Source organism: Natronococcus amylolyticus DSM 10524, assembly GCF_000337675.1.
Lineage (GTDB): Archaea > Halobacteriota > Halobacteria > Halobacteriales > Natrialbaceae > Natronococcus > Natronococcus amylolyticus.
In genome coordinates, this window is sequence record NZ_AOIB01000013.1 from 105462 (window position 1) to 128495 (window position 23034).

A 23034-nucleotide genomic window follows, 5' to 3' on the forward strand; every position below is an offset into this window, starting at 1 on the left:
GGGCCTCACATCCGTTCCCAGGAGAACTCGAGGGGGAGGTCCTCCCGGAGCAGCTGCGAGACGTGACAGCCCCGCTCGCCGAGGTCGACGATCCGCTCGAGGGTCTCCTCGTCGGCGTCGCTCTCGAGGCGAACCGTCGCGGCGACCCGCTCGACGGCGCCGTGCTCGGGTTCGGCGTCGGTCGTGACGTCGATCTCGCCGACCGCGGCGTCGCGCTTTTCTGCCTGGAACCGAACCGAAAGCGAGAGGCAAGCCGCCAGCCCGCCGAGGAAGACGTCGACCGGGGTCGGTCCCGTCTCGGTGCCGCCGGCCGCTTCGGGCTCATCGTAGCCCCACTCGAACGAGCCTGCCTCGATCGTACCGGCCATCCCCTCGGCGTTCGAGGCACTGACGGTTCGGTCGGGCATCTCCGTTTCGGCCGTGTCGGCTCGAACGCCGGCCTCGGCGTCGACTTCCTCGGGGAGTAGCGACCACGGTTCCTCGACGCGCTCGATCAGCGTCTCGAGGAACCTGGCGGCGTCGGCCCCGTCGACGACCCGGTGGTCGAAGGAGAGATCGAACGGGAGGTGACGGCGCCACTCGACCTCGTCGTCGGGACCTCGCGTCGGTCGCTCGGCGACGGCGTCGATCCCGAGGATCGCGACCTGTGGTGGATTGATGATCGGATCGAACGACTCGACGCCGAGCACGCCGAGGTTCGTCATTGTGAACGTTCCTCCCTGCAGGTCGTCCATCGTGTACTCGCCCTCGAGGGCGGCCCCGACGAGCTCGCGGCGCTCGCGTGCAACCGCCTCGAGTGACTTTTCCTCGACGTTCCGGAGCACCGGCGCGATAAGCCCCTGCTCGACGTCGACGGCGATCCCGAGGTTGTGGTCGGTCCAGAGGCGGTGGGTGTCGTCCTCGAAGGTCGCGTTGAACGCGGGGTGATCCTCAAGGGCCGCCGAGACCGCAAGCAGGAGAACGTCCTGGACGGAGACGTCGACCTCGAGTGCGTCGTCCGCGGCGTCGGCAGCGGCGAACAGCGCCTCGGCGTCGGCCTCGCGGTGGGTCGTGACGTGGACGGCTTCGCGGTAGCTCTCGCCGAGTCGCGAGGCGATCGTTCGACGCATCCCGTCGAAGGGACGCTCCTCGCGGAGGCTGCGTCCGGCGTCGTCGACCGACTCGGCAGCTGCCTCGACGTCCTCCTCGGTGACCGACCCCTGATAGCCCGTCCCCTCGACGGTCGCGAGGTTGACGCCCAGCTCCTCGCCGCGCTTGCGGGCTCGCGGAGAGGCCTGGACCTCCGCCGTCGCGCCCTCGTCAGTCTCGGACGCACGCTCGACGTCGTCCTCGGTGATCGCGCCCTGATACCCCGTTCCCTCGACCCCCTCGAGGTCGACGCCTAACTCCTCAGCCCGTTTCCGTGCGCGCGGCGAAACCTTGCCCGCGTCGGCGGCCGACTCTGCCGTCGAGGCGGCGTCGTCGGTCGCGGCTTCGGCGCTCGAGCCCCTGGCCGCGGCTGGGTCGTCCGTGGGTTCGTTACCCCCGTCAGCGTCCTCGAGTTCCGCGTCGACCTCGGCCTTCAGATCGTCGATCTCGGCGTCCGCGGCGGCGATGATCGCGATCGGAGTCCCCGGCGGCACCGTCTCGCCGGGCTCGAGGTACGTTCCCCGGAGAACGCCGTGTTCTCGGGCCTCGATCTCTCCGATGCTCTTCTCGGATTCGACCTCAGCGACGAGTTCGCCCTCTTCGATCGTCTCGCCCTCCTCGATCGCCCACTCGAGGAGTTCCCCGCGTTCCATCTCTAGTCCGAGCTTCGGCATCTTGATAACATACCCCATAGACACTCCTCTAACGACGAGCGAATAAAGCGTATCGGTCACGAGGATCTCTCGAGAAAACAGCCCCACTCGTCCGGCTGCAGGGTATCGAATCGTTCGCTATCGGTCGGTCTTCTTACTGCTAACTGCGGGGAACTCTCGTCTTAAATTGGATGATTATACATTCTTCACGATAGATGCATGACAATCCATAGCAAAGGCTTTAGGCACCGTGAGCCAAAAATCAGGATACGGCTGGCCACCTGGCCACTGATCTCAATGAGCGATGACGAACTCATCTGGCGAGTCTCAGGCGGTTCCGGAGACGGGATCGACTCGACGAGCCAGAACTTCGCAAAGGCGCTGATGCGCTCGGGGCTCGACGTATTTACACACCGCCACTATCCGTCGCGGATCCGCGGTGGCCACACCTACGTCGAGATTCGGGCCGCAGCCGACGAGGTACAGTCACGGGGCGACGGCTACAACTTCCTCCTCGCGCTGGGGGACTCCTTCGCCCGGAACCCACAGGAAGAGGCCTACTACGGCAACGAGGAGATTAAACCCCTCTCGGAGAACCTGGACGAACTCCGCGAGGGCGGCGTCATCGTCTACGACGAGGGGCTGCTCAGCGAGGACGACGTCGCCGACCTCGACCTGGAAGAGCGCGCCGAGGAGAACGACTGGCACGTCTACCCAGTCGACCTGCGCGGTCTCGCCAAGGAACACGGCCGCGAGGTCATGCGTAACACCGCCGGCGTCGGTATCACGGCTGGACTGCTCGACATGGAACTCGAGCACATCGAAGACCTGATGTCCGGCGCGATGGGCGGGGACATCCTCGAGGCGAACCTCGAGATCCTCCACGAGGCCTACGAGATGGTCGACGAGGAGTTCGAGACGACCCACGACCTCCGCGTCCCAACGGGCGAACACGACACCGAGCAGGCGCTGCTGTCGGGGTCGAACGCGATCGCTTACGGCGCCATCGACGGCGGCTGTCGCTTCATCGCGGGCTACCCGATGACGCCGTGGACCGACGTGTTCACCATCCTCAGCCAGAACTTCCCCGACATCGGGGGGGTCTCCGAGCAGGTCGAGGACGAGATCGCCGCGGCCGCGCTTGCAGTCGGAGCGAGCCACGCCGGCGCGAAGGCCATGTCCGGCTCTTCGGGCGGTGGCTTCGCGCTGATGAGCGAACCGCTCGGTCTCGCCGAGATGACCGAGACGCCGCTCGTGCTCGTCGAGTCGATGCGTGCCGGTCCCTCGACCGGGATGCCGACGAAACCAGAGCAGGGCGACCTCGAGTTCGTCCTCTACACGAGCCAGGGCGACTCCTCGCGAGTCGTCTTCGCGCCCGGCACCATCGAGGAGGCCTACGAGCAGACGCGACTGGCCTTCCACATCGCCTGGGAGTACCAGATCCCGACGATCATCATCTACGACCAGAAGCTCTCCGGCGAGAACAAGAACGTCGACGTCGAGTTCTTCGACCGTGAGCCCGAGCCGGGACTGGGTACGACCCTCACCGAAGAGGAACTCAAGGAGGCCGCACACGACAACTCCGGCAAGTTCGAGCGCTTCGGCTACGAGGACAACGAGAAGAACGTCAGCAAGCGTTCGCTGCCCGGCCAGAAGGGCGGGCGCTACCTCGCGACCGGAAACGAGCACTCGCCCGTCGGGCACATCAGCGAGGACCCGGACAACCGGGTCTACCAGATGACCCGCCGCATCGAGAAGCTCGACTCGATCCGCGAGGAGCTCGACGAGGAACACGACTCCAACCAGACCTACTTCGGCGACGAAGACGCCGAGTACGGCATCATCACCTGGGGCTCGAGCCAGGGCGCCGTCGTCGAGGCCGTCGAACGGCTGAACGACAGCGGCCACTCGGTGAAAGGTATCAGCGTCTCCGACATGATGCCGTTCGCCGAGGCCGAGGTGACGGAGTTCCTCGAGAGCGTCGACGAGGCGATGGTCGTCGAAATGAACGCCACCGCCCAGTTCCGCGGCCTGATCCAGAAGGAACTCGGCCGCTTCGGCGACAAGATGACGAGCCTGCTGAAGTACAACGGCAACCCGTTCGAACCGGCGGAGATCGTCGAAGGCTACGAGGTCAACGTCGCCGACGAGGACCGCGAACCGTCCGCACAGGTACGAATCGAACCCGCTGCAGGTGACTAATCCATGAGTGCATTCAACGCAATCGGCGAGGAACGAGAGATCGACCGGGACGAGTACACGCCCGGCGTCGAACCGCAGCCGACCTGGTGTCCTGGCTGTGGCGACTTCGGCGTCCTGAAGTCGCTGAAACAGGCGCTCCCGGAGGTCGGCAAGACCCCCGAGGAGGTCCTGGCGGTCACCGGGATCGGCTGTTCGGGCAAGCTGAACAGCTACCTCGACACGTACGGCTTCCACACGATCCACGGCCGCTCGCTGCCCGTGGCCCGTGCGGCGAAGCTCGCAAACCCCGAACTCGAGGTCATCGCGGCCGGCGGTGACGGCGACGGCTACGGCATCGGTGGCAACCACTTCATCCACACGGCCCGGGAGAACCACGATATGACCTACATCGTGTTCAACAACGAGATCTTCGGGCTGACGAAGGGCCAGACCTCGCCCACGAGTCCGAAGGGCCACAAGTCCAAGACCCAGCCCTCCGGTAGCGCGAAGTCGCCGCTTCGTCCGCTGTCGATGTCGCTGAACGCCGGTGCGACCTACGTCGCTCGCACCGCCGCAGTCAACCCCAACCAGGCAAAGGAGATCATCAAGGAGGCCATTGAGCACGACGGCTTCGCTCACGTCGACTTCCTGACCCAGTGTCCGACCTGGAACAAGGACGCCCGACAGTACGTCCCCTACGTCGACGTCCAGGAGTCCGACGACTACGACTTCGACGTCAGCGACCGCGAAGAGGCCGCACAGATGATGCGTGAGACCGAGGACGTTCTCAACGAGGGCACCGTCCTCACCGGTCGATACTACGTCGACGACGAGAGCCCCTCCTACACCGAGGAGAAGAAGGCCGTCGGCGAGATGCCGGAACAGCCGGTCGCCGAGCGATACTTCGACGAGGACGCCGAGTGGGAGCGCAGCTACGACCTGCTCGAGCGCCACACGTAACCCAACGATCGCGGATTTCGGTCGCGGTTTTTTCGATTATCGATCGGTAAGCGGTGACTCTCGAAACGACAACAGAATCATATGTCTAACCGGTAACTGAAGCGTATGGAGTCCGGCCGGCAGTTTCGACTGGCGAATCTCGTTCTCGGTACCGGCGTGATCGTCTACGGCGCCATCAGTGCCCTAAGAGACGGATTGGGGATCTGGACGGGACTGTTCCTGATCTGTGGACTCGGACTAGTTGCCTATCACATTCGAAAGCCGACGGACGCTACGCAGGACGTTTCCGACCGCAACGCCCGGATCGCAACCGGCTGTGCGGCGCTGTTCGTCCTCGCGGCAGCCGTCTTGCTTCTCTGACCGCGAATCGACCGTGGCTCCTATCACTCCGTCACGGCGTCGTCCGCGTCGTACCCCCACCCCTGAGCGAACCGCTTCGTGAGCGAACTCAGGATCAGCAGGGCGACGAGCAGGCCGCCGAACGCCGTCGAGGAGAACCCGTACAGCAGCTGGTGAGTGCCGTAGGCGACGGTGATCAGCCCCATCAGCAGGGCCGTCGTCCCGGCCCGTCGCGAGACGTAGTCGGGATCGACGGCCTCGTCGTAGTGGACGTGGAGATCCGCCCGCCCGCCGAACGCGATCAGGACGGCTGGCACGAGGATAACGAGCCCGCAGCCGATCCAGAACAGTCCCAGCAAGACGTTCGCGTCGACCATCGACGGCTGTCGGCGGAGCGAGCGAATAAAACCGGCGATCTCCCCGCCGTCGTGCCGACCGAAAACGGACCTTCACTCACGACAGTCGACGTTTTCGAATACAAAAGTTATTTTCCACTCGGAGCAAAACGATACCGTATGAGCACGCAAGCGACGGAAGACCGCATTCTTGCGGTTCTCGAGGAGGATGCACAGGCGTCCTACGCCGAGATCGCCGACCGGGCGGACGTCTCGAAGCCGACGGTTCGCAAGTACATCAACCAGCTCGAGGACGAGGGGGTCATCGTCGGCTACTCGGCCGACGTCGATCCGAAGAAGCTCTCGAGCCAGACGATCGCGCTGGTCGGACTCGACGTGGCCAGCGAGCGCTACGTCGAGGCGACGAAGGCGATCAAGGCCTTGGAGGAGGTCGAGGCGCTGTACAGCTCCAGCGGCGACCACATGCTGATGGCCGAGGTGCGAGCCGCGGACGGCGACGCGCTCGGCGAGATCATCTCCGAGGAGCTGCTCGAGATCGAGGGCGTCACGGCCGCCCACCCCTCGTTCCTCCAGGAGCGACTGAAGTAACGCCCGCTGCGCCCGCTGCCGGCTCCGTCGCTTCTCGTTGTTCGGCCTGCTACGTTCTCTCGTCCCACGCACCCGTCGGATCCATACGCGCCCGGTCCGTAGCCGCCGCCGTGACCGAGACGATACTGCTCGATATGGACGGCGTCGTCCTCGAGGGACCGGGGACGCCGCAGCCGGTCTACGACCGCGCAGCCGACGCCGCAGCCGCGGAGCTCGGACTCGAGCCGACGGACCGACAGCGTGCCGATCTCCGCTCACACGGCTACGAAACCGTCGAATCGACCTGTTCGACCCTCGACGCTGACCCTCGGGAGTTCTGGCGCCGGAAAGAAGCCGCGGCCTCCCGGCTCGCGGCCGAGCGGATCCGTTCCGGCGAGCGGGGGATCTACGAGGACGTCGCGGCCCTGGAGTCACTCGCCGAACGAGCGTCGCTCGCGCTCGTCAGCAACAATCGCCACGAGACCGCCCGGTACGTCGCCGACTTCCTCCCGGTGCCGTTTGCGGACGCCAGGGGACGCGAGCCGACGCCGGAGGGGTTCGAACGACGCAAACCCGACCCGCACCTCCTTCGTGAGACGCTCGAGGAGCTGGGTGTCGAGGCGGGACTGTACGTTGGCGACCGCGAGACCGACGTCGTCGCCGCCCGAAAAGTGGGTCTCGAGGCTGCCTACCTCAGACGGTCCCACAACGCCGACGCGGCGGTTCCCGAGGGTGCGACGTACGAACTCGAGGGGCTCGACGAACTGCTCGAGGTTCTCGAGGCGCCGGAAGACCGGTAGCGATCGTTTCGGTAGCCTGTTCGACCCGAACGACTACGACGGATGCATGCGTATATGTGACATGGGTCCAGCACCCGATGGGATCGGGCTGCTCGAGTGTCCGGAACACTGGACGGAGGCGAGACAACCAATGACCGAACGAACCGATCACGCGGACAAACGAGCGATCGCCGACAACTACGGCCGACCGGACCTCGAGCGGACGATTCTGGACGCCTACGAGGACGCGGGAACGGACACCGCCCGGCTCACCCGGGACGACACCGCCGCGCTCGACGAATTCCACATCCAGGGGCGCGATGCGACGCGAGCGCTTGCCGACCTCGCCGACCTCGATCCCGGCGACCGGGTACTGGACGTCGGCAGCGGTATCGGTGGACCCGCGCGAACGCTCGCCGCCGAGTTCGACTGTCACGTAACCGGGATCGATCTCGTCGAGGAGTACTGCCGGGTCGCCGAGACGCTTACCGAACGACTCGGCCTCGAGGGTCGCGTAAGCGTCCGACGCGTCAACGCCGTCGACCTGCCGTTCGACGACAATGCGTTCGATGCCGTCTGGCTCCAGCACGTCTCGATGAACGTCGCGGAGAAGGGACGTCTGGCCGACGAGCTTCACCGCGTGCTTCGGCCTGGCGGACAGCTCGCCCTGCACGAGGTCTGTGCCGGCCCCGGCGGCGATCCGTACTTTCCCGTCCCGTGGGCGGACGACTCCTCCATTAGCCACCTCGCCACGGCCAAGGAGCTCTCCCGGCTCCTGGCCGAAACGGGGTTCGAGGAACTCGAGTGGATCGACGCGACCGACGACTCCCTGGAGTGGTTCCGGAGCAAGCTCGAGGCGATGGCTGCTCGACCGGCGGACGCGCCCCCGCCGCTCGGCCTCAACCTGCTCATGGGCCCGGAGACGCCGACGAAGATGAAAAACGTCGTTCGAAACCTCGAGGACGAACGGATCGCGGTCGTACAGGGTGTGGTGAAGAAGCCGGACCAGTAACCCCGCTTGCACCTCACTTTCGAACGCCGTCGGCGCCCTCGAGCCGAGAGGGCGAGCCACGCGACGTAGGCCTCGCGCTTTTCCATCCGGCTGTCGTACCGGTTCGTATGCCGACATACGAACGGCAGACGCGGATCGAGGCCCCGCTCGAGGACGTCTGGGAGTTCTACTCGCGAGTGTCGGGTCTCGAGGCGGTGACGCCTGCGTGGATGGGACTGGCCGTCGAGTCGGTCGTCGGCCCCGACGGGGAGCCCGACCCGGGCGTCCTCGAGGCCGGCTCGGAGGTAACGCTCTCGACCCGGCCGTTCGACATGGGGCCCCGCCAGCGGTGGACGTCGATGATCACCGAGCGCGAGCGAACCGACGGGACGGCGTACTTCCGGGACGAGATGACCGACGGCCCGTTCGAGCGGTGGGTCCACACCCACGCCTTCTACGGCGACGGCGACGAGACGCTCCTGCGAGATCGCGTCGAGTACGAACTGCCGTTCGGCCCGCTGGGCAGGGCGGCGACGCCGTTCTCGAGGGTTGGCTTCGAGACGATGTTTCGTGCCCGCCACCGGCTGACGAAGGAGAGACTCGAGTAGCCGATCGGTGAGCGAACCGCGCCTGTTTTCATCGCGGCGTCGCTACCTCCCCGCATGAGTGCACACGATCGTCGATCGCTCGCCCGGCGACGGCTCCTGGGCGCGCTGGGCGCGGGCGCCTGCGTCGGCGTCGCAGGCTGTCTCGACGGCGGCGGTGCGGACGACGACGCCGACGAGGGCGGAAACGGCGACGACGGCGCGAACGGCGACGACGACGGCGAACACCAGAACGCGCCCCTCCTCGAGGAGTCCGGCGACGAGCCACTCGAGTTCGAGCGGGATCAGAACTGCGTCGTCTGCTCGATGACGCCGACGGACTACCCCGACTGGCACAGCCAGCTCGCCCACGAGACCGAGGAGCGAGCGATCTTCTGTTCCTCGGGCTGTATGACCGCCTACCTCGCGGACGTCCCGGTCGACTCGGAGATCGTCGGCGCCTGGACGGTCGACTACGAGACGGGCGAGCTGATCGACGCGCTCGAGGCCCACTTCGTGATCGTCACCGACGAGGACGGCGTCGACGACGAGGTGATGGGACTGAACCCCCGCGCGTTCGCCGAGGAGGACGACGCCGTCGCCTACCTCGAGGAGTGGGACGCCGAGGACCTCACGGAGGACGATATCGTCGGCTTCGAGGATATCGATGCCGAGGTCGCCTCGATATACCGGGACGGACGGTTCCCCGAGGAGTAGAACCGTTTCGGCGGGCTGATACCGGTTCGCTCGGTCGGCTACCGGAACTCGTTTGTTCCGATCACGTATTGTGACAGGACGTGAACGCCGCCGACCTCGAGGTCACCCCCCTCGCTGCCCTGGGATTCGCCGTCTTCGCCGCCAGCACGAGCGCCATCCTGGTGCGCTGGAGCGCGGCCCCCAGTTCGGTCGCGGCCCTCTACCGGGTGCTGTTCACGACGGCGATCGTCGCGCCGATCGCGCTGCTGTGGTACCGCGAGGAGTTCGCCCGCCTCTCGAGGCGGGATCTGGGCTTTGCGATCGTCGCCGGCGTCGCCCTCGCGATCCACTTCGCGGCCTGGTTCGAGAGCCTGAATCACACGAGCGTCGCCGCCAGCGTCACGCTCGTCCAGACCCAGCCGATCTTCGTCGCCCTCGGCGCGGCGCTGGTGCTGGGCGAGCACGTCAACCGCGAGACGGTCGTCGGCATCGTCGTCGCCCTGATCGGAGCGACCGCGATGTCGCTCGGCGACGCGGGCGAGGCGCCGATCTCGGACGCGACGATGTACGGCAACGCACTCGCGGTTCTGGGAGCGGTCACCGTCGCGGGCTACGTGCTCGCGGGGCGGTCGATCCGCCAGCGCGTCTCGCTGTTTCCCTACGTGACCGTCGTCTACGCGGCCTGTACGCTCACGCTGTTCGTCCTCGTCGGCGCGCAGGGCCACGCCTACCTCGACTACCCCCCACGGGAATGGGTGCTCTTTCTCGGGATGGCGATCGGCCCGGGAATCTTCGGCCACACGATCGTCAACTGGGCGCTGAAACACCTCGAGTCGGTCGTCGTCAGCGTCACCTGGCTGGGCGAACCGGTCGGGTCGACCCTGCTGGCGCTCGTCTTGCTCGCGGAGGTGCCCGACGCGATCACGGTCGCGGGCGGGCTCGTCGTCCTTGCCGGCATCTACGTGACGACGATCGAGCGCGAGCGCCGGCGCGCCTCGAGCGGGTCGTAGCTCACTCCGAGAGCGTCTCGAGGTAGGCCCTGCCGTCGTCGGTGATCACGTAGACGCCGCCCGAGATCTGGCGGACGTGGCCGTCCGACTGAAGCTCGTAACAGCGTTCGGTGATCGTCACGGGGTGGGTCTCGAACTCGTCGGCTAACGTCACCATCTCCGCCGGCCCCCGCTCGGCAAGCGTGGCTAACAGCGCTTGATCCGAGCATCCTTGCATGTGTGTTAATGCCTTACATGCCAATGAGGGATATAAGGATTTCGACGACTGGCCCTGGATCAGAGCCCGAGGATCGACCGCGCCTCCGCAGGGGTCGCGACGGGGCGACCGAGGTCCTCGGCGAGACGGACGACTCGGTCGACAAGCTGGGCGTTGCTCTCGGCGAGTTCGCCCCGCCGGTAGTAGACGTTGTCCTCGAGGCCGACCCGGACGTGGCCGCCGAAGAGGATCCCCATCGTCGCGAACGGCAGCTGGTGGCGCCCGAAGCCGAGCGTGTTGAACAGCGCACCGTCGGGCAGGTTAGAGACGGCGGTCAGGAAGTTCCGCGGCGTCGGCGGGGTGAGTGTTCCCGGGCCGAAGATCAGCGTCGCGTAGACGGGGTCGGCGAGCTCGCGGCGCTCGAGCAGTCCCCGAACCTCGTTGGCGTGGCCGTCGTTGAACACCTCGAGTTCGGGCTTGATCCCGCGGTCGACCATCTCCTCGTGGAGGGCATCCACCAGTCCCCGAGTGTTCTCGCTGGTGAGGTGATCGTACCGGTTCAGCGGACCCATGTCGAGCGAGGCCATCTCCGGCGGCGGATCGGTCCGCAGCGGGAGGTGGCGCCGGTCGTCGGGCGCGCCCGTGCCGCCGGTCGAGTGCTGGATGATCACGTCGTCGGCGTATCGACGAACCGCGTCGTCGATCGCCTGAAAGCGCTCGGTCTCGAAGCTGCGCTCGCCGTTCGGCCGGCGGGCGTGGAGGTGGACGACTGCGGCGCCCGCCTCCTCGACCGCCGCGGCGGCCCGACCGATCTCCTCGGGCGTCTCCGGGAGGTTCGGGTTCGCCTCCTTCCCGTGGATGCCCCCCGTCAGCGCCGCGGTGACGATCAGGGGGTCGCCGGCGAGGTAGTCGTCGTAGCTCATTCGTTCGTCGCCTCCGGATCGCCGATCTCGCCTCCACCGTCCGTGTCCCCGCTGGTGTGCTCGAGATAGATCTCGCAGTGACGGTCGTGTGCGAGCTCGTAACGGTCGTTGCAGATATCGGCGCGCATCGGCTGGACGAACCGGTCGGCGATGGTACAGTACGCTCGTGGCTCGTCGAAGCGCCGGTCGTCGGCTCGGTCGCGGTACTCGAGGTGCGGGCAGGTCACGTTCGCCGGTACGTTCCGTCCGATGGTAACTATTCTCATCGGCGAAACTCGAGCGAGTTAGAGCGGACCCGATAGAAAGCTAGAGGGTATCTAGCTAGGCTATGATCGCGGCCGTCGGAGGGAAGGTCGGTGAGTCAACAATGGCGACCAGAGAAGAAACCACGGTCAACGGTGTCGATGTCTCCGCCCTCGAGGGAGCGATGGAGGCGATCGACGACGATGCTGCCGTCGGGGCGTTCACCTTCCGAGCCGAAACCGAGTGGGAGGACGCGCTGAAGGCGACGACGATCATCGACGAGTTCGATCAGGCGGGAGAAACCGTCCATACACGGGAGTTTACGCTTCAGGGCGACGAGCCGGAGGAGATCCTGGGCGAGCGAACGGGCCCCAACGCAGTCGAGCTACTGCTGGGTGCGCTTGGGTCGTGTCTGACCGTCGGCTACGCGGCCAACGCCGCGGCCATGGGGATCGAACTCGACGACCTCCGGTTCGAGATGAACGGTGACGTGGACCTGCGAGGGTTCCTCGGGCTCGACGAGGACGTCCGACCCGGCTACGAGTCGATCACCTGTACGACCCACATTGAGGCCGACGCGTCGGAGGAGCGTCTCGAGGAGCTGCGCGAACGCGTCGAGGCGACCTCGCCGCTGATGGATATCGTCACGAACGAGATTCCGCTCGTGACTCGGCTCGAAATCGAGTGAGACGCGGTCCGTCCGAGACGGACCGTTTTCGACGACTCTACTCCCGATAACGTTGGCGTCACCCCGTAACACCGGTGTGAGCGAAACGTCTCAAGGCTCGAGCGCCTCTCTCCGGTATGGCACCCGAAACGCCCGGCCTCCACCACGTGACCGCGATCGCGGGCGACCCGCAGCGAAACGCCGACTTCTACGTCGGAACCCTGGGACTGCGCCTCGTCAAGCAGACCGTCAACCACGACGATCCCGGCACCTACCACCTCTACTTCGGCGACGGGGAGGGGACGCCCGGGACGAACATTACGTTCTTCCCGTGGACCGACGAGGGCCGACCTGGACAGTTCGGTGCGGGGCAGACGCAGGCAACCGCCTATCGGATTCCGCAGGGGTCGGTCGACTACTGGCGCGACCGCCTCGAGTCGCGGAACGTTGCGGTCGACGTCGAGAATCGATTCGGCGAGACGGTTCTCCAGTTCGAGGACCCGGACGGGATCGGACTCGAGCTGGTGGCCGCGAGCGAGGCGCAACGGGCCTCGGATACCGCGAGCGACGAACCGAACGCGACGCCCTGGGCCGACAGCCCGGTTCCCGCGGAACACCAGCTGCGGGGCTTTCACGCCGTGACGCTCGCGGTCGATTCGATCGAGCCGACCGTGGCCGTGCTGACCGACGTCCTGGGGTACGACCTCGAGGACGAAACCGACGGCCGACGGCGCTACCGGAGTGCAACGGGCGGACCGGGCTCCATCGTCGACCTGGTCGAGACCGATGTCGGCCGCGGTCGAATGGGCGTCGGGACGGTCCACCACGTCGCGTTCACGGTCGAGGACGTCGAGGAGCAAGCGGAGTGGCGCGAGGCCTTCGCGGACCACGGGCTCTCGCCGACCGAGGTGATCGACCGAAAGTACTTCCAGTCGATCTACGTCCGCGAGCCCGGCGGGGTCCTCTTCGAGATGGCGACGACGGGGCCCGGGTTCGCCGTCGACGAGGATCCCGCGGAGCTGGGTTCCGAACTCGTTCTCCCCGAGCGTCTCGAGGACGAGCGCGAGCGGATCGAGGCCCAGCTGCCGCCGTTCGACGGGCCGACCGTCGGCGCGAGCGACTGAGCTCGCACCCTCGGGCCGGCTGACGCCGCTGTCGCTTTTTACTGTGGCCCCATCCTACGGGAAGTCATGACCGCAACCGACGAGACGACGCGCGATCCGGCGTTCCGGTTCGAGTACCACCCGGCGACGATCAGGTTTGGTGCGGGCTGTACCGGCGACCTCGAGGCCGAATTCGAGGGGCTGAACCTCGAGCGCGCGCTGGTGGTCTGTGGCTCCACGGTCGGGGACACGTCAGAGGTGATCGACCCCGTTCGCGAGGGACTCGGCGACCGGCTGGCGGGCGTCTTCGACGAGACGACGCCCGACAAGCGCCTCGGCACGGCGTTCGACGGGCTCGATCGACTCGAGGCCGAAGACGCGGACGTCCTCGTCAGCCTCGGCGGCGGGAGCAGCCTCGACGTTGCGAAGGCCGTAAGCGTCCTCGCGGCGAGCGACCGCTCGCGCGATCGGATCGCCGAGGAGTTCGCCCAGACGGGCACGATCGACGTTCCCAGCGACGGGCTGGTCCCGATCGTCGCCGTCCCGACGACGCTGGCCGGCGCCGACCTCTCGACGGGCGCCGGGATCACCGCCGCGCCCCACTCGGGGCTGGTCGACGAGGAGCTCGGCGGCGGGATCTCGGATCCCAAGCTGATGCCGACCGCGGCGTTCTACGACCCCGAACTGGTCGCGACGACGCCCGACTCGATCCTCGCGGGGTCGGCGATGAACGGCTTCGACAAGGGTCTCGAGACGATCTACGCCGCCAACGCGACCCCGGTAACCGACGCGACGGCCAGACACGGCCTCGAGAAGTTCGGGGACGGGCTCGAGGCGTTCGGGCGGGGCGATCGCGACGTCGAAACGTTCGAGACCCTGCTCGAGGGCCTGATCCTCGTTCAGTACGGGATCTCCCGTCCCGACGGGACGACGCTGTCGGTCGTCCACGCCTTCGGCCACGGCCTGCGGGACGCCTACGACCTCCAGCAAGGGGTCGCCCACGCCGTCGTCGTCCCCCACGTTCTGCGCTATCTCTTCGAGCAGGAGGGCATCGATGCACGGGCGGGGCTGCTCGCGGACGCGCTGGGCGTCGGCGAGGCCGCCGACCACGGCGCCGCGGTCGCCGACCGGGTCGCCGAACTGCGCGACGAGCTCGGACTGCCGTTCCGGCTTCGGGACCTCGAGCCGGTCGAAGACGACGAGTTCGGCGACGTCGCGGAGGCGATCCTCGCCGACGGCTTCATGGCCAACGCCCCGCCGGGACTCGACCCGACCGCCGAGGAGATCGAGGGCGTGCTCGAGGAAGCGTGGTAAGTTCTCAGTAGGTGGGAGTACGCGCTCTCTGTTCGGGCGACTCGGAATAGCTCGAACTGTTACGTAGGTCGGCGTATGGAACTGAGAAGCATACGCCGAGCGAAGCGAGGCGTTTCACCGACGGCGAGCCCCGTAGGCGAGCCGTCGGCCTTTTTTCATCGAAGTTTTTTGCCGGGGGTTGAGGCTGACGCCATCGGCGTCAGCCGATGCCCTCGGTAAAAAAGTTCGCTGTACGTAACGCGAATTTCGTTCGAGAATGCGAACTGTGCGACGATCTACTGCTATCGTTCAACGTCTACCGACGCGGGCGGTTCGACGCCCCGTCGCTGCGGTTCCATCCCGTCGTGGAGCGGCGAGACGAGCCTGAGCATCGAGACGGCGAGCACCGTCGCTCCGGCCGCGAGGACGAACAGTGCCGTCGGCGCCCCGAGGTGGACGACCTCGAGGATGGAGAGCCCGAACCCGCCCGTAAAGAGTGAGACGAGGGTCCAGCCACCGAGGTCGTCAGGGACGGCCTCGAGCAGCCGTTCCCGGAAGAACGCCGCGTAGGCGAACCCGGCCCAGACGCCGACCGCGAGCGCGAACCAGCCGTCGCCGACCGCGAGCCCGCCCAGATCGACGGCCGCGAACCAGGCGAATATCGGAAGCCCGACGAGCAGGACGAGGAACTCGCCCGCCCGTCCCGACGGGCTGGTCCAGTCGCCGTCCTCGTCGCGGAACGGTTCCAGTAGGACCCGCGTCATTGCCCGTCGGTTCGACGGCCATGAGGTTGAATGTTTACCGAGCCGACACGATGCTCCCGTTCCGGCACGTCCCTCCGCAAGCGCGGGATACTCCGGGCGGCGGCCCCTCCCTCGAGCCACGATGAGCGAGATGACCGCCTACGTGCTCGAGGAGTACGGCGATCCGGACAACTTCACCGAGACGACCGTCGAGGTCCCCGATCCCGGCCCGGAAGAGATCCGCGTCGAGGTCGCCGCGACCAGCCTCAACCCGGTCGACTACAAGATTCGGCGGGGCGACCTCGCCGATATCGGTCCCGAGATGCCCGCGATCCTGCACTGTGACGTCTCGGGGGTCGTCGACGCCGTCGGCGAGGACGTCGAGGCCTTCGAGGCGGGCGACGAGGTCTACGGCATGCCCGGCGGCGCGGGCCGACAGGGCGCGCTCGCGGAGTACGTCGTCGGCCACGCGGGGACGTTCGCCCGCGCTCCCGAGGCGATTCCGCTCGAGGAGAGCGCGGCCCTGCCCGTCGTCGCGCTCACCGCCTGGGAGATGCTCGCCGACAAGACGACCGTCGACATCGACGAGGAGGTGCTGGTCTATGGCGCCAGCGGGGGCGTCGGCCACATCGGCGTACAAGTCGCAAAGTGGTTCGGCGCCGAGGTGACCGCGACGGGCTCGAGCGACGAGAAGCGCGAACTCGCCGCCGAGTTGGGCGCCGACGCGACCGTCGACTACACCGAGACCGACGTCGAGTCGTACGTCACCGAGCACGCCAGCGGCGCTGGCTTCGACACCGTCTTCGACCCCATCGGCGACGACCACCTCGAAACGGCGTTCGAGGCGGTACGACCGTTCGGGACCGTCGTCACGACCGAGTCGAGCGCGGCTGGAGAACTCGATCTCTCGCCGATGCACATGAACTCGCTCGAGCTCGGCGTCGTCCTCGTCATCCTGCCGGTAATACTCGGCGAGCGCCAGGAACGGATCGGCGAGGAGCTCGCCGACATCGCGGCGCTGGTCGACGACGGCGCGGTCGAACCGCACGTCGACGAGCGGTTCGGGTTCGACGCGGTCGCCGACGCCCACCGTCTGGGCGAGGACGGCGACTTCGTCGGGAAGCTGCTGCTGGTCAACGAGTGACGAGAGCCCCCGTCAGCCGGGAGCGACGTAAGCGAGGACGTCCTCGCGCGTGAGTTCGGCGTCCTCGCCGCGTTCGATCGCGACGAGTTCCCCAGTGACGGGAGCTGGCACGTCGATGCTGACCTTCTCGATCTGGATCTCACAGATCGTCTCGCCCTCCTCGACCCGGCGTCCCTCCCGGGCGAACCAGTTGACGACGACGGCCGTCTCGTCGTCCTCGACGTCCTCGGGCCAGACGTCGCTCGCGGCGACGGCGACGCGGTCGTCGGTCCCGCTCATTCGTCGTGGGCGGCGCGAACCGCGCGCTCGATGTCCTCGCTGTCCGGAATGACCTCGTTCTCCATCGGCCGGGCGTAGGGCAACGGTACGTCGGGCACAGCGACCCGTTCGACCGCCTCGAGCTCCTCGAGTCCGCCCTCGGCGACGCCCGCGATGATTTCGCCGGTGACGCCGTAGGACCGGTAATCCTCGTCGACGACGACCAGTCGACCGGTCTTCGCGACCGACTCGCGGATCGTCTCCGTGTCGAGCGGCACCAGGGTTCGGAGGTCGATCACCTCGGCGTCGATGCCGTCCTCGGCGAGGGCGTCGGCAGCCTCGAGCGCTCGGTGGACATGCAGGCCGAGCGTGACGACGGTGGCGTCCTCGCCCTCGCGTTTGACGTCGGCGCTGCCGAAGGGGATCGTATAGTCGTCCTCTGGAACCGGCGTCTTCGGACCGTCGGGAGCGGGCATCCAGCCGATCCCCATCAGGCGCTTGTGGAACAGGTAGACGACGGGGTCGTCGTCGCGGATGGCGTTGTGCATCAGCCCCTTGGCGTCGTAGGCCGTCGAGGGGACGACGACCTTCATGCCGGGCAGGTGGGCGAAGGTGCCGTACAGCGTCTGGGAGTGCTGGGCGGCGTCGTTGTACGTGCCGCCGACGGCCGCGGTGAGCACCATCGGGACGTTGACCGCCCCGCCGCTCATGTAGGTGTTTTTCGCCAGCTGGTTGTAGATCTGGTCCATCGCGACGCCGAAGAAGTCGACGAACATCAGCTCCGCGATGGGGCGCATCCCCTCCTGTGCGGCGCCGACGGCCGCCCCGAGGTAGGCCGTCTCGCTGATCGGGACGTCCATGATCCGGTCGCGACCGAACTCCTCGAGCAGGCCCTCCGTGCTGTCGAAGATGCCGCCGTAGTCGGCGACGTCCTCGCCCATGTAGAACACCTCCTCGTCCTCGCGCATCTCGTGGGCGATCGCCTCGACCATCGCGCGGCTCATCGTCAGTTCGCGTTCGATCACCTGCTGACGTTCTTGCTGCTCGGACATCAGTCGTCACCTCCGGCGAGTTCGTGGGTCGGTTCCTCTGTCGTCACGCCCGACGGCGGGTTGACGAAGACGTCCTCGTAGGCCGCGTCCGGATCGGGCTCGGGCTGTTCCTTCGCCCACTTGATCGCCTCGTCGACGCGCTCGCGGGCCTCCTCGCGGATCGCCTCGAGTTCCTCATCCTCGAGGCCCTCGCTCCGGAGGTCGTCGGCGAGGCGCTCGATCGAGTCCCGGGCCTGGGCGGCTTCCACGTCCTCGTCCGGCCGGTAGCTCTCGGGGTCGCCCATGAAGTGGCCCATCCGTCGGTGGACCTGCACCTCGAGCAGCGTCGGCCCGTTGCCGGCCCGCGCCCGACCGACGGCCTCCTTGGCGGCGTCGTAGACGGCCGTCGCGTCGTCGTAGTCGACCCGGACGCCCGGCATGTCGAACCCACCGGCACGCTGCGAGCCGTCGGCGACGTCGGTGACCCGCTCCTTGGGCATGCTGATCGCCCAGTCGTTGTCCTCGACGACGAAGACGACGGGCAGCTGCTGTACTGCGGCCAGGTTCAGCGACTCGAGGAACGCCCCCTGGCTGATCGCGCCCTCGCCGAGGAAGGCGACGGCCACGCTGTCCTCGTTGCGCTTTTTCGCCGCGAGCCCCGCACCGACCGCGGGGGGACAGCCCTGGGCGATGATGCCGCTGCAGGCGAAGCCCGCGTCGGGGTCGAACAGGTGCATGTGCCCGCCTTTCCCGCTGCTCAGCCCGGTCTCTCGACCGAATATTTCGGCCGTCATCCGCTCCAGATCGACGCCCTTCGCGATCGCGACGTGGTGGGGACGGTGTGGCGCCGTCACGGTGTCGTCGTCGCGCAGGTGTCGGCAGACGCCCGCGGCGGCGGCCTCCTGGCCCGCCGCGAGGTGTAACTCGCCGGGGATCGGCCCGGCGGAGATGTCGAACGCCGGCTGTTTCCCCTCGAGGTACTCCTCCTGGAGGCGTTCCTCGTAGTACCGCGCCGTCACCATGTCCTCGAACATGGATTGTAATTCGCTATCAGCTACCATGATATGTGCCAGCAGTATCGATACGAATCCACATATAGGTGTTCGCCGAGCCACAGGAGCCGCAGGAGACGGCAGACAGCGTATAGCTCGGCCGCTCGTAGGACTCTCACATGAGCGTCATCGTAGAGTTCAGCATCGCGACCGAGGAGTTCGTCTTCGGCTCGGCGCTCGAGACGGTCGAGCGCATGGAGATCGAACTCGAGGCGATCGTGCCGGTCGGGGGACAGGTTATCCCGTACTTCTGGGCGACCGGGGAGGGGTTCGAGGCGTTCGAGCGCCACGTCGGCTCGGAGCCGGATATCGAGAGCATCAGCCAGATCGATCGGATCGACGGCACCGCGCTGTACCGGGCGGTGTGGTCGAACGACGCCGACGGGCTCCTGGGCGGGCTCGCCGATTCCGAGGCCGTCGTCCTCGAGGCGATGACGGCAGAGGAGGGCTGGTACTTCCGGGTCCGGTTCCCGAGCAACGAGCTGGTCGAGCGGTTCTCCGAGTACTGTTCCGAGCGATCGATCTCGATCCACGTCGGCCGGGTCCATCCGCTCGCGGAGGCCTCACGGGCGGGACGGCGCTTCGAGCTCACACCCGGTCAGCGGGAGGCGATCGTCCTCGCGGTCCAGCGGGGCTACTTCGAGGTGCCCCGAGAGACGGACCTCACCGCGATCGCCGACGAGCTGGGAATCTCCCAGCAGGCCGCCTCCGAGCGCGTCCGCCGCGGCGCCAACGCGGTGCTCCGAGCAGCTCTTCCCTTCCCTCGATCGGAGTGAGCGGTCCGAACGGGTTCCGTTATAAACTGGTTGTCGTAACCGCCCAACGGTCGAAGATAGACGAGGGTCTACACGGGGGTATGATATCCCCCAGCCACGACGCGTCCGACGCGGTCGACGGGATTCACGACGTCTGCGCTCACCGGACTCGGCGGCGGCTCCTTCGCGTGCTCCGGACGCGATCCGAAACGACGCTCGAGGCCGTCGCCGCGGAACTCGTCGGAACCGAGAACGACGGCCGGCCGGCGGAGCGAACCAGGCTCGAGGTCGCGCTCTATCACTGGCACCTGCCGAAGATGGCGGATCTGGGCGTGATCGAGTACGACCGAGAAAGCGGAAGGATCCGCACGAACGAGGGGACTCACGCCGCCTGGCAGCTGCTCCGGGTTCGAGAGGAGACGGTTCGGTCGGCCCGGAACGACGGTCGGTGACCGTACGGGCCTACCTGAGGCCGATGAGCACCAGCACGATCCCCAGCACCGCCCCGACCGCCACGAGCCCCAGGCCCGTGGCGCCGATCATCTCCGCCGACGTCCAGCCGGTGATCTGGTCCTCGTAGGTCATTGCTCCGGCCGAGACGACCAGCGACAGTCCCGCGCCGAAGATCGTCGTCGCCAGGTCCACGCCGAACGGACTCCCAATATCAGGCATCACCGTCACTGATCGTTCGAAGCCGATACGAACGATGCCGTCTGTCGCAGACGGTATTTATATCGTCACTGAACGGTCCATCGAGACGGACGAACGCGGCTGTCGACGGCGACCGTCAACTCTCGTTTTCGTCGTCGCGTTCGTCGGGGCTGCCGCCGGTCTCGTTCTCCTCGTCGATCGGACCGCCGCCGCCGCCGTTGGAGTCGTTCGCCTCGTCCGGGTGGTCGACCTGGTCGTCGTCCTCGCCGTCGTCGTCGCTACAGCCGGCCAGCGCGGCCAGCGAGCCGACCGCGGCCAGGCCGGTGAGTCTCATCACGTCTCTGCGCTCGAGGGGTAACTGTGAGTCCTCGGTCATCGGATACGTCGAGGTTCTCGACTCGCGAGGATAGGCCTCGTGCTTGCGGGATCGGCCGACCGATCGAACGCCTTTTGCGACGCCGTCGGGTACATCACCCCAATGGACGTACTGATCGTCGGCGCGGGGGCCATGGGGACGTGGTTCGGCGACGCCGTCGACAGCGAGGTCACCTTCGCCGACGTCGATCCGGCGGCTGCGGTCGCGGCTGCGGACGCCGTCGGGGGCGAGGCCGCTTCCCTCGAGGACGAGGGGACCTACGACGTCGTCTGTATCGCGGTCCCCCTCTCCCACGCCGACGAGGCGATCGCCGCTCACGCCTCGAGGGCGGGAGAAGCCATGGTCGACGTCTCGGGGGCGATGACCGACCCGCTTGCGGCGATGGCTCGACACGCCCCCGATCTCGAGCGTGCGAGCCTCCATCCACTCTTTGCGCCCGAACGGGCGCCGGGCTCGATCGCGGTCGTCCGCGAGAACGCGGGACCGACGACCGTAGCGGTGCTCGAGGCCCTCGAGGATCGAGGGAACGACCTCGTCGAGACGACCCCCGAAGAACACGACGAGGCGATGGAGACGGTCCAGTCGGCGACTCACGCCGCCGTCCTCGCGTTCGCGCTGGCGGCCGAGGACGTCCCCGAGGGATTCGAGACGCCGATCTACGAGGAGCTGCGGGGGATCGCATCGCGAGTAACGGCGGGAACGCCCCGAGTCTACGCCGACATTCAGGAGACCTTCGACGGGGCCGAGGCGGTCGCCGACGCCGCCGGAGCGCTCGCCGACGCCGACCACGACGAGTTCGAGGCCCTGTACGCGGAGGCGGCGCGGAAGCTACACGAGGAGGGAGATCACGAATGACCGACCAACGAGAGGCGATCCGTTCGAACGCGAAGTACCTGCGAAACGTCCGGCCGATCGACCCGGAAGAGATCTGTGACTACGTCGAGGGCAGCCCCCATCCGGCGGTCGTCCGCCAACACCTCCGGGAGGACGCCGTCTCGCTAGGCTTGCTCGAGCGCGAGGACGGGACCTTCGTCCCGGTCGGAGACGAGCCCGTGAGTCCGCGTCGCGGCCCCGTCGAGCGCTTTCCCGACCGCTACGGGGAGCGCCTCGAGAACTTGCTCGTCGACCGCTACGGCGTCGACTGGCATCGCGACGGGACGGGCCAGCTTCTGCGGTCGACGATCCGGCGGTTCAAATCCCGCTACCTCGAGGGTCGGCCCGTCGAGTACGACGACGACGTCGCCGCGGGCTACGCGATCTACCATCTTCCGGGCTACTACGCGGCGGTACAGTACGCGCTCGACGATCTGGCCGAGCGGGGGCTGCTGGGCCGGGAGCTTCGCGTCCTCGACATCGGCGCCGGCGTCGGCGGCCCCGCCCTCGGGCTCTGTGACTACCTCCCCGACGACGCCGTCGTCGACTACCACGCGATCGAACCCAGCGCGGCCGCCGACGTCCTCGAACCGCTGCTCGAGGAGACCGGGCGGAACGTCCACCCGACGATCCACCGAGACCCCGTCGAGGACGTCGCCCTCGAGTCGATCGGCGACGGCGAGGGGTTCGACCTCGTGCTCGCCTGCAACGTGCTGAGCGAACTCGCGGACGCCGAGGCGATCGCCCGCTCGGCGCTCGAGGCCCTCGAATCGGACGGGACGTTCCTCGGGATGGCGCCCGCGGACAGGAACACGAGCATCGAGCTTCGCGACCTCGAACGTGACCTCGAGGGGACGACGGTCGCGGCCGACGCAGACGACTCGTCGGCCCGCGAAGTCACCGTCTACGGCCCGACGGTTCGGCTCTGGCCCGGCGCGACGCCGACCGATCGCGGCTGGTCGTTCGATGCCCGGCCCGATCTGGCGGTGCCGTCGTTCCAGCGCCGGCTCGACGAGGCGACGCCCGAGGACGACGCCGACCACGCTCCCGGCGAGTTCGTCAACGTCGACGTCCAGTTCTCCTACTCGCTGCTCCGTCTGGACGGAAGACGCCGGATCGAGATCGACCTCGCGACCAGCGACTGGGCGAAGATGGCCGAGTCCGAGCGCCACGTCACCAACCGTGTCGACCTCGCCGCAGCGAAACTCAGCCGCTCGCTTTCGGGCGAGGATTCGAACCCGCTGTTCAAGATCAGCGACGGCAGCGAGGCCGTCGACCACTACGCCGTCCTCACGCGGGAGAGCTCGCTCAACCGGCCGCTGCTCGAGGCCGACTACGGCGAGGTGCTCACCTTCGAGGGAATCCTGGTCCTCTGGAACGACGACGAGGAGGCCTACAACCTGGTCGTCGACGAGGAGACGATCGTCGACCGGATCGGGTAGCTCGCCCCTTCCGGAGTCCTTTTCGCACCGCCGTCCGAGA

General features: G+C 67.3%; 28 protein-coding genes. 17 read left to right on the plus strand and 11 right to left on the minus strand.

The features are described from left to right. Positions 1–5: 5 nt before the first annotated feature. Positions 6–1820 (minus strand): 2-oxo acid dehydrogenase subunit E2, encoded by a 1815-nt coding sequence (locus C491_RS02620; RefSeq protein ID WP_049891395.1) that lies wholly within the window; start codon positions 1818–1820, stop codon positions 6–8. A 258-nt stretch (positions 1821–2078) separates the two neighbouring features. On the opposite strand from C491_RS02620, the gene C491_RS02625 reads away from it, so the two are divergent. The 3 genes from C491_RS02625 to C491_RS02635 all read left to right on the plus strand — a co-directional run bounded on the left by C491_RS02625 (position 2079) and on the right by C491_RS02635 (position 5282). Further along, entirely contained in the window at positions 2079–3983 is a 1905-nt protein-coding gene (locus tag C491_RS02625) for a 2-oxoacid:acceptor oxidoreductase subunit alpha (protein WP_005553595.1), read from the plus strand. A gap of 3 nt (positions 3984–3986) precedes the next feature. Continuing rightward, complete coding sequence (locus C491_RS02630; protein ID WP_005553596.1) at positions 3987–4922, plus strand: thiamine pyrophosphate-dependent enzyme; 936 nt, start codon at positions 3987–3989, stop codon at positions 4920–4922. 105 nt (positions 4923–5027) lie between these two features. After that, positions 5028–5282, plus strand: a complete 255-nt coding sequence (locus C491_RS02635; RefSeq protein WP_005553597.1) for a hypothetical protein — start codon at positions 5028–5030, stop codon at positions 5280–5282. Positions 5283–5305: 23 nt separating this feature from the next. On the opposite strand, the gene C491_RS02640 is transcribed toward C491_RS02635, so the two are convergent. Then, positions 5306–5638, minus strand: a complete 333-nt coding sequence (locus C491_RS02640) for a hypothetical protein (protein WP_005553599.1) — start codon at positions 5636–5638, stop codon at positions 5306–5308. Positions 5639–5776: 138 nt separating this feature from the next. Between C491_RS02640 and lrpA1 the strand changes: the two genes are divergently transcribed. From lrpA1 to C491_RS02670, 6 genes are all read left to right on the plus strand, one after another. Beyond that, positions 5777–6205: an HTH-type transcriptional regulator LrpA1 gene (gene lrpA1 / locus C491_RS02645; protein ID WP_005553601.1), complete on the plus strand. Its 429-nt coding sequence runs from the start codon at positions 5777–5779 to the stop codon at positions 6203–6205. A gap of 110 nt (positions 6206–6315) precedes the next feature. Beyond that, positions 6316–6984, plus strand: a complete 669-nt coding sequence (locus C491_RS02650; protein WP_005553603.1) for an HAD family hydrolase — start codon at positions 6316–6318, stop codon at positions 6982–6984. A gap of 130 nt (positions 6985–7114) precedes the next feature. Continuing rightward, the gene (locus tag C491_RS02655) at positions 7115–7975 is read left to right on the plus strand and encodes an SAM-dependent methyltransferase (RefSeq protein WP_049891448.1); all 861 of its coding nucleotides are present in this window, start codon (positions 7115–7117) and stop codon (positions 7973–7975) included. Positions 7976–8082: 107 nt separating this feature from the next. Next, positions 8083–8562 carry an SRPBCC family protein gene (locus C491_RS02660; RefSeq protein WP_005553607.1) on the plus strand — a complete coding sequence of 160 codons (480 nt, stop codon included), beginning with the start codon at positions 8083–8085 and terminating at the stop codon, positions 8560–8562. 54 nt (positions 8563–8616) lie between these two features. Beyond that, positions 8617–9255 (plus strand): nitrous oxide reductase accessory protein NosL, encoded by a 639-nt coding sequence (locus C491_RS02665; RefSeq protein WP_005553608.1) that lies wholly within the window; start codon positions 8617–8619, stop codon positions 9253–9255. An 80-nt stretch (positions 9256–9335) separates the two neighbouring features. Beyond that, a complete protein-coding gene (locus C491_RS02670; protein WP_005553609.1) occupies positions 9336–10244 on the plus strand; it encodes a DMT family transporter in 909 nt (302 codons plus the stop codon). Between the two features lies 1 nt (position 10245). Here the strand turns inward: C491_RS02670 and C491_RS02675 are convergent, their stop codons facing one another. Genes C491_RS02675 through C491_RS02685 form a run of 3 tightly spaced genes read right to left on the minus strand, consistent with a single transcriptional unit; the run spans position 10246 to position 11629 of the window. After that, complete coding sequence (locus tag C491_RS02675) at positions 10246–10461, minus strand: hypothetical protein (RefSeq protein WP_049891396.1); 216 nt, start codon at positions 10459–10461, stop codon at positions 10246–10248. 59 nt (positions 10462–10520) lie between these two features. Continuing rightward, the gene (locus tag C491_RS02680) at positions 10521–11363 is read right to left on the minus strand and encodes a BKACE family enzyme (protein WP_005553611.1); all 843 of its coding nucleotides are present in this window, start codon (positions 11361–11363) and stop codon (positions 10521–10523) included. Further along, positions 11360–11629, minus strand: coding sequence for a hypothetical protein (locus C491_RS02685; protein WP_241431286.1), 270 nt, complete (start codon positions 11627–11629; stop codon positions 11360–11362). The genes C491_RS02680 and C491_RS02685 overlap by 4 nt, the downstream gene beginning before the upstream one ends. Positions 11630–11730: 101 nt before the next feature. Between C491_RS02685 and C491_RS02690 the strand changes: the two genes are divergently transcribed. The 3 genes from C491_RS02690 (at position 11731) to C491_RS02700 (ending at position 14690) form a co-directional block, all read left to right on the plus strand. Then, positions 11731–12294: an OsmC family protein gene (locus C491_RS02690; RefSeq protein ID WP_005553613.1), complete on the plus strand. Its 564-nt coding sequence runs from the start codon at positions 11731–11733 to the stop codon at positions 12292–12294. 116 nt (positions 12295–12410) lie between these two features. Further along, positions 12411–13397, plus strand: coding sequence for a ring-cleaving dioxygenase (locus C491_RS02695; RefSeq protein ID WP_005553615.1), 987 nt, complete (start codon positions 12411–12413; stop codon positions 13395–13397). 66 nt (positions 13398–13463) lie between these two features. Further along, positions 13464–14690, plus strand: a complete 1227-nt coding sequence (locus tag C491_RS02700; protein ID WP_005553617.1) for an iron-containing alcohol dehydrogenase family protein — start codon at positions 13464–13466, stop codon at positions 14688–14690. A 281-nt stretch (positions 14691–14971) separates the two neighbouring features. Here C491_RS02700 and C491_RS02705 read toward each other — a convergent pair whose 3' ends face one another. Then, entirely contained in the window at positions 14972–15433 is a 462-nt protein-coding gene (locus C491_RS02705) for a hypothetical protein (RefSeq protein ID WP_005553619.1), read from the minus strand. Between the two features lie 121 nt (positions 15434–15554). On the opposite strand from C491_RS02705, the gene C491_RS02710 reads away from it, so the two are divergent. Next, on the plus strand, positions 15555–16556 hold the full coding sequence (locus C491_RS02710) for a zinc-binding dehydrogenase (RefSeq protein WP_005553621.1): 1002 nt from the start codon (positions 15555–15557) through the stop codon (positions 16554–16556). A 12-nt stretch (positions 16557–16568) separates the two neighbouring features. Here C491_RS02710 and C491_RS02715 read toward each other — a convergent pair whose 3' ends face one another. The 3 genes from C491_RS02715 to C491_RS02725 are packed head-to-tail and all read right to left on the minus strand — an operon-like array spanning position 16569 to position 18879. After that, positions 16569–16835 carry a lipoyl domain-containing protein gene (locus tag C491_RS02715; RefSeq protein ID WP_005553622.1) on the minus strand — a complete coding sequence of 89 codons (267 nt, stop codon included), beginning with the start codon at positions 16833–16835 and terminating at the stop codon, positions 16569–16571. Next, complete coding sequence (locus C491_RS02720) at positions 16832–17866, minus strand: alpha-ketoacid dehydrogenase subunit beta (protein WP_005553623.1); 1035 nt, start codon at positions 17864–17866, stop codon at positions 16832–16834. Before C491_RS02720 ends, C491_RS02715 begins: the two co-directional genes overlap by 4 nt. Next, positions 17866–18879, minus strand: a complete 1014-nt coding sequence (locus C491_RS02725) for a thiamine pyrophosphate-dependent dehydrogenase E1 component subunit alpha (protein ID WP_005553624.1) — start codon at positions 18877–18879, stop codon at positions 17866–17868. The genes C491_RS02720 and C491_RS02725 overlap by 1 nt, the downstream gene beginning before the upstream one ends. Positions 18880–19016: 137 nt before the next feature. On the opposite strand from C491_RS02725, the gene C491_RS02730 reads away from it, so the two are divergent. Both C491_RS02730 and C491_RS02735 read left to right on the plus strand, forming a co-directional pair. Further along, a complete protein-coding gene (locus tag C491_RS02730; RefSeq protein ID WP_005553625.1) occupies positions 19017–19673 on the plus strand; it encodes a helix-turn-helix domain-containing protein in 657 nt (218 codons plus the stop codon). 80 nt (positions 19674–19753) lie between these two features. Further along, positions 19754–20104: a DUF7344 domain-containing protein gene (locus C491_RS02735; protein WP_005553626.1), complete on the plus strand. Its 351-nt coding sequence runs from the start codon at positions 19754–19756 to the stop codon at positions 20102–20104. A gap of 10 nt (positions 20105–20114) precedes the next feature. On the opposite strand, the gene C491_RS02740 is transcribed toward C491_RS02735, so the two are convergent. Further along, positions 20115–20324 carry a hypothetical protein gene (locus C491_RS02740; protein ID WP_005553627.1) on the minus strand — a complete coding sequence of 70 codons (210 nt, stop codon included), beginning with the start codon at positions 20322–20324 and terminating at the stop codon, positions 20115–20117. A 115-nt stretch (positions 20325–20439) separates the two neighbouring features. Further along, complete coding sequence (locus tag C491_RS02745; RefSeq protein WP_005553628.1) at positions 20440–20679, minus strand: hypothetical protein; 240 nt, start codon at positions 20677–20679, stop codon at positions 20440–20442. 102 nt (positions 20680–20781) lie between these two features. On the opposite strand from C491_RS02745, the gene C491_RS02750 reads away from it, so the two are divergent. Both C491_RS02750 and C491_RS02755 read left to right on the plus strand, forming a co-directional pair. Beyond that, the gene (locus C491_RS02750; RefSeq protein ID WP_049891397.1) at positions 20782–21534 is read left to right on the plus strand and encodes a prephenate dehydrogenase/arogenate dehydrogenase family protein; all 753 of its coding nucleotides are present in this window, start codon (positions 20782–20784) and stop codon (positions 21532–21534) included. After that, complete coding sequence (locus tag C491_RS02755) at positions 21531–22994, plus strand: small ribosomal subunit Rsm22 family protein (RefSeq protein ID WP_005553631.1); 1464 nt, start codon at positions 21531–21533, stop codon at positions 22992–22994. The genes C491_RS02750 and C491_RS02755 overlap by 4 nt, the downstream gene beginning before the upstream one ends. Positions 22995–23034 lie beyond the last annotated feature (40 nt).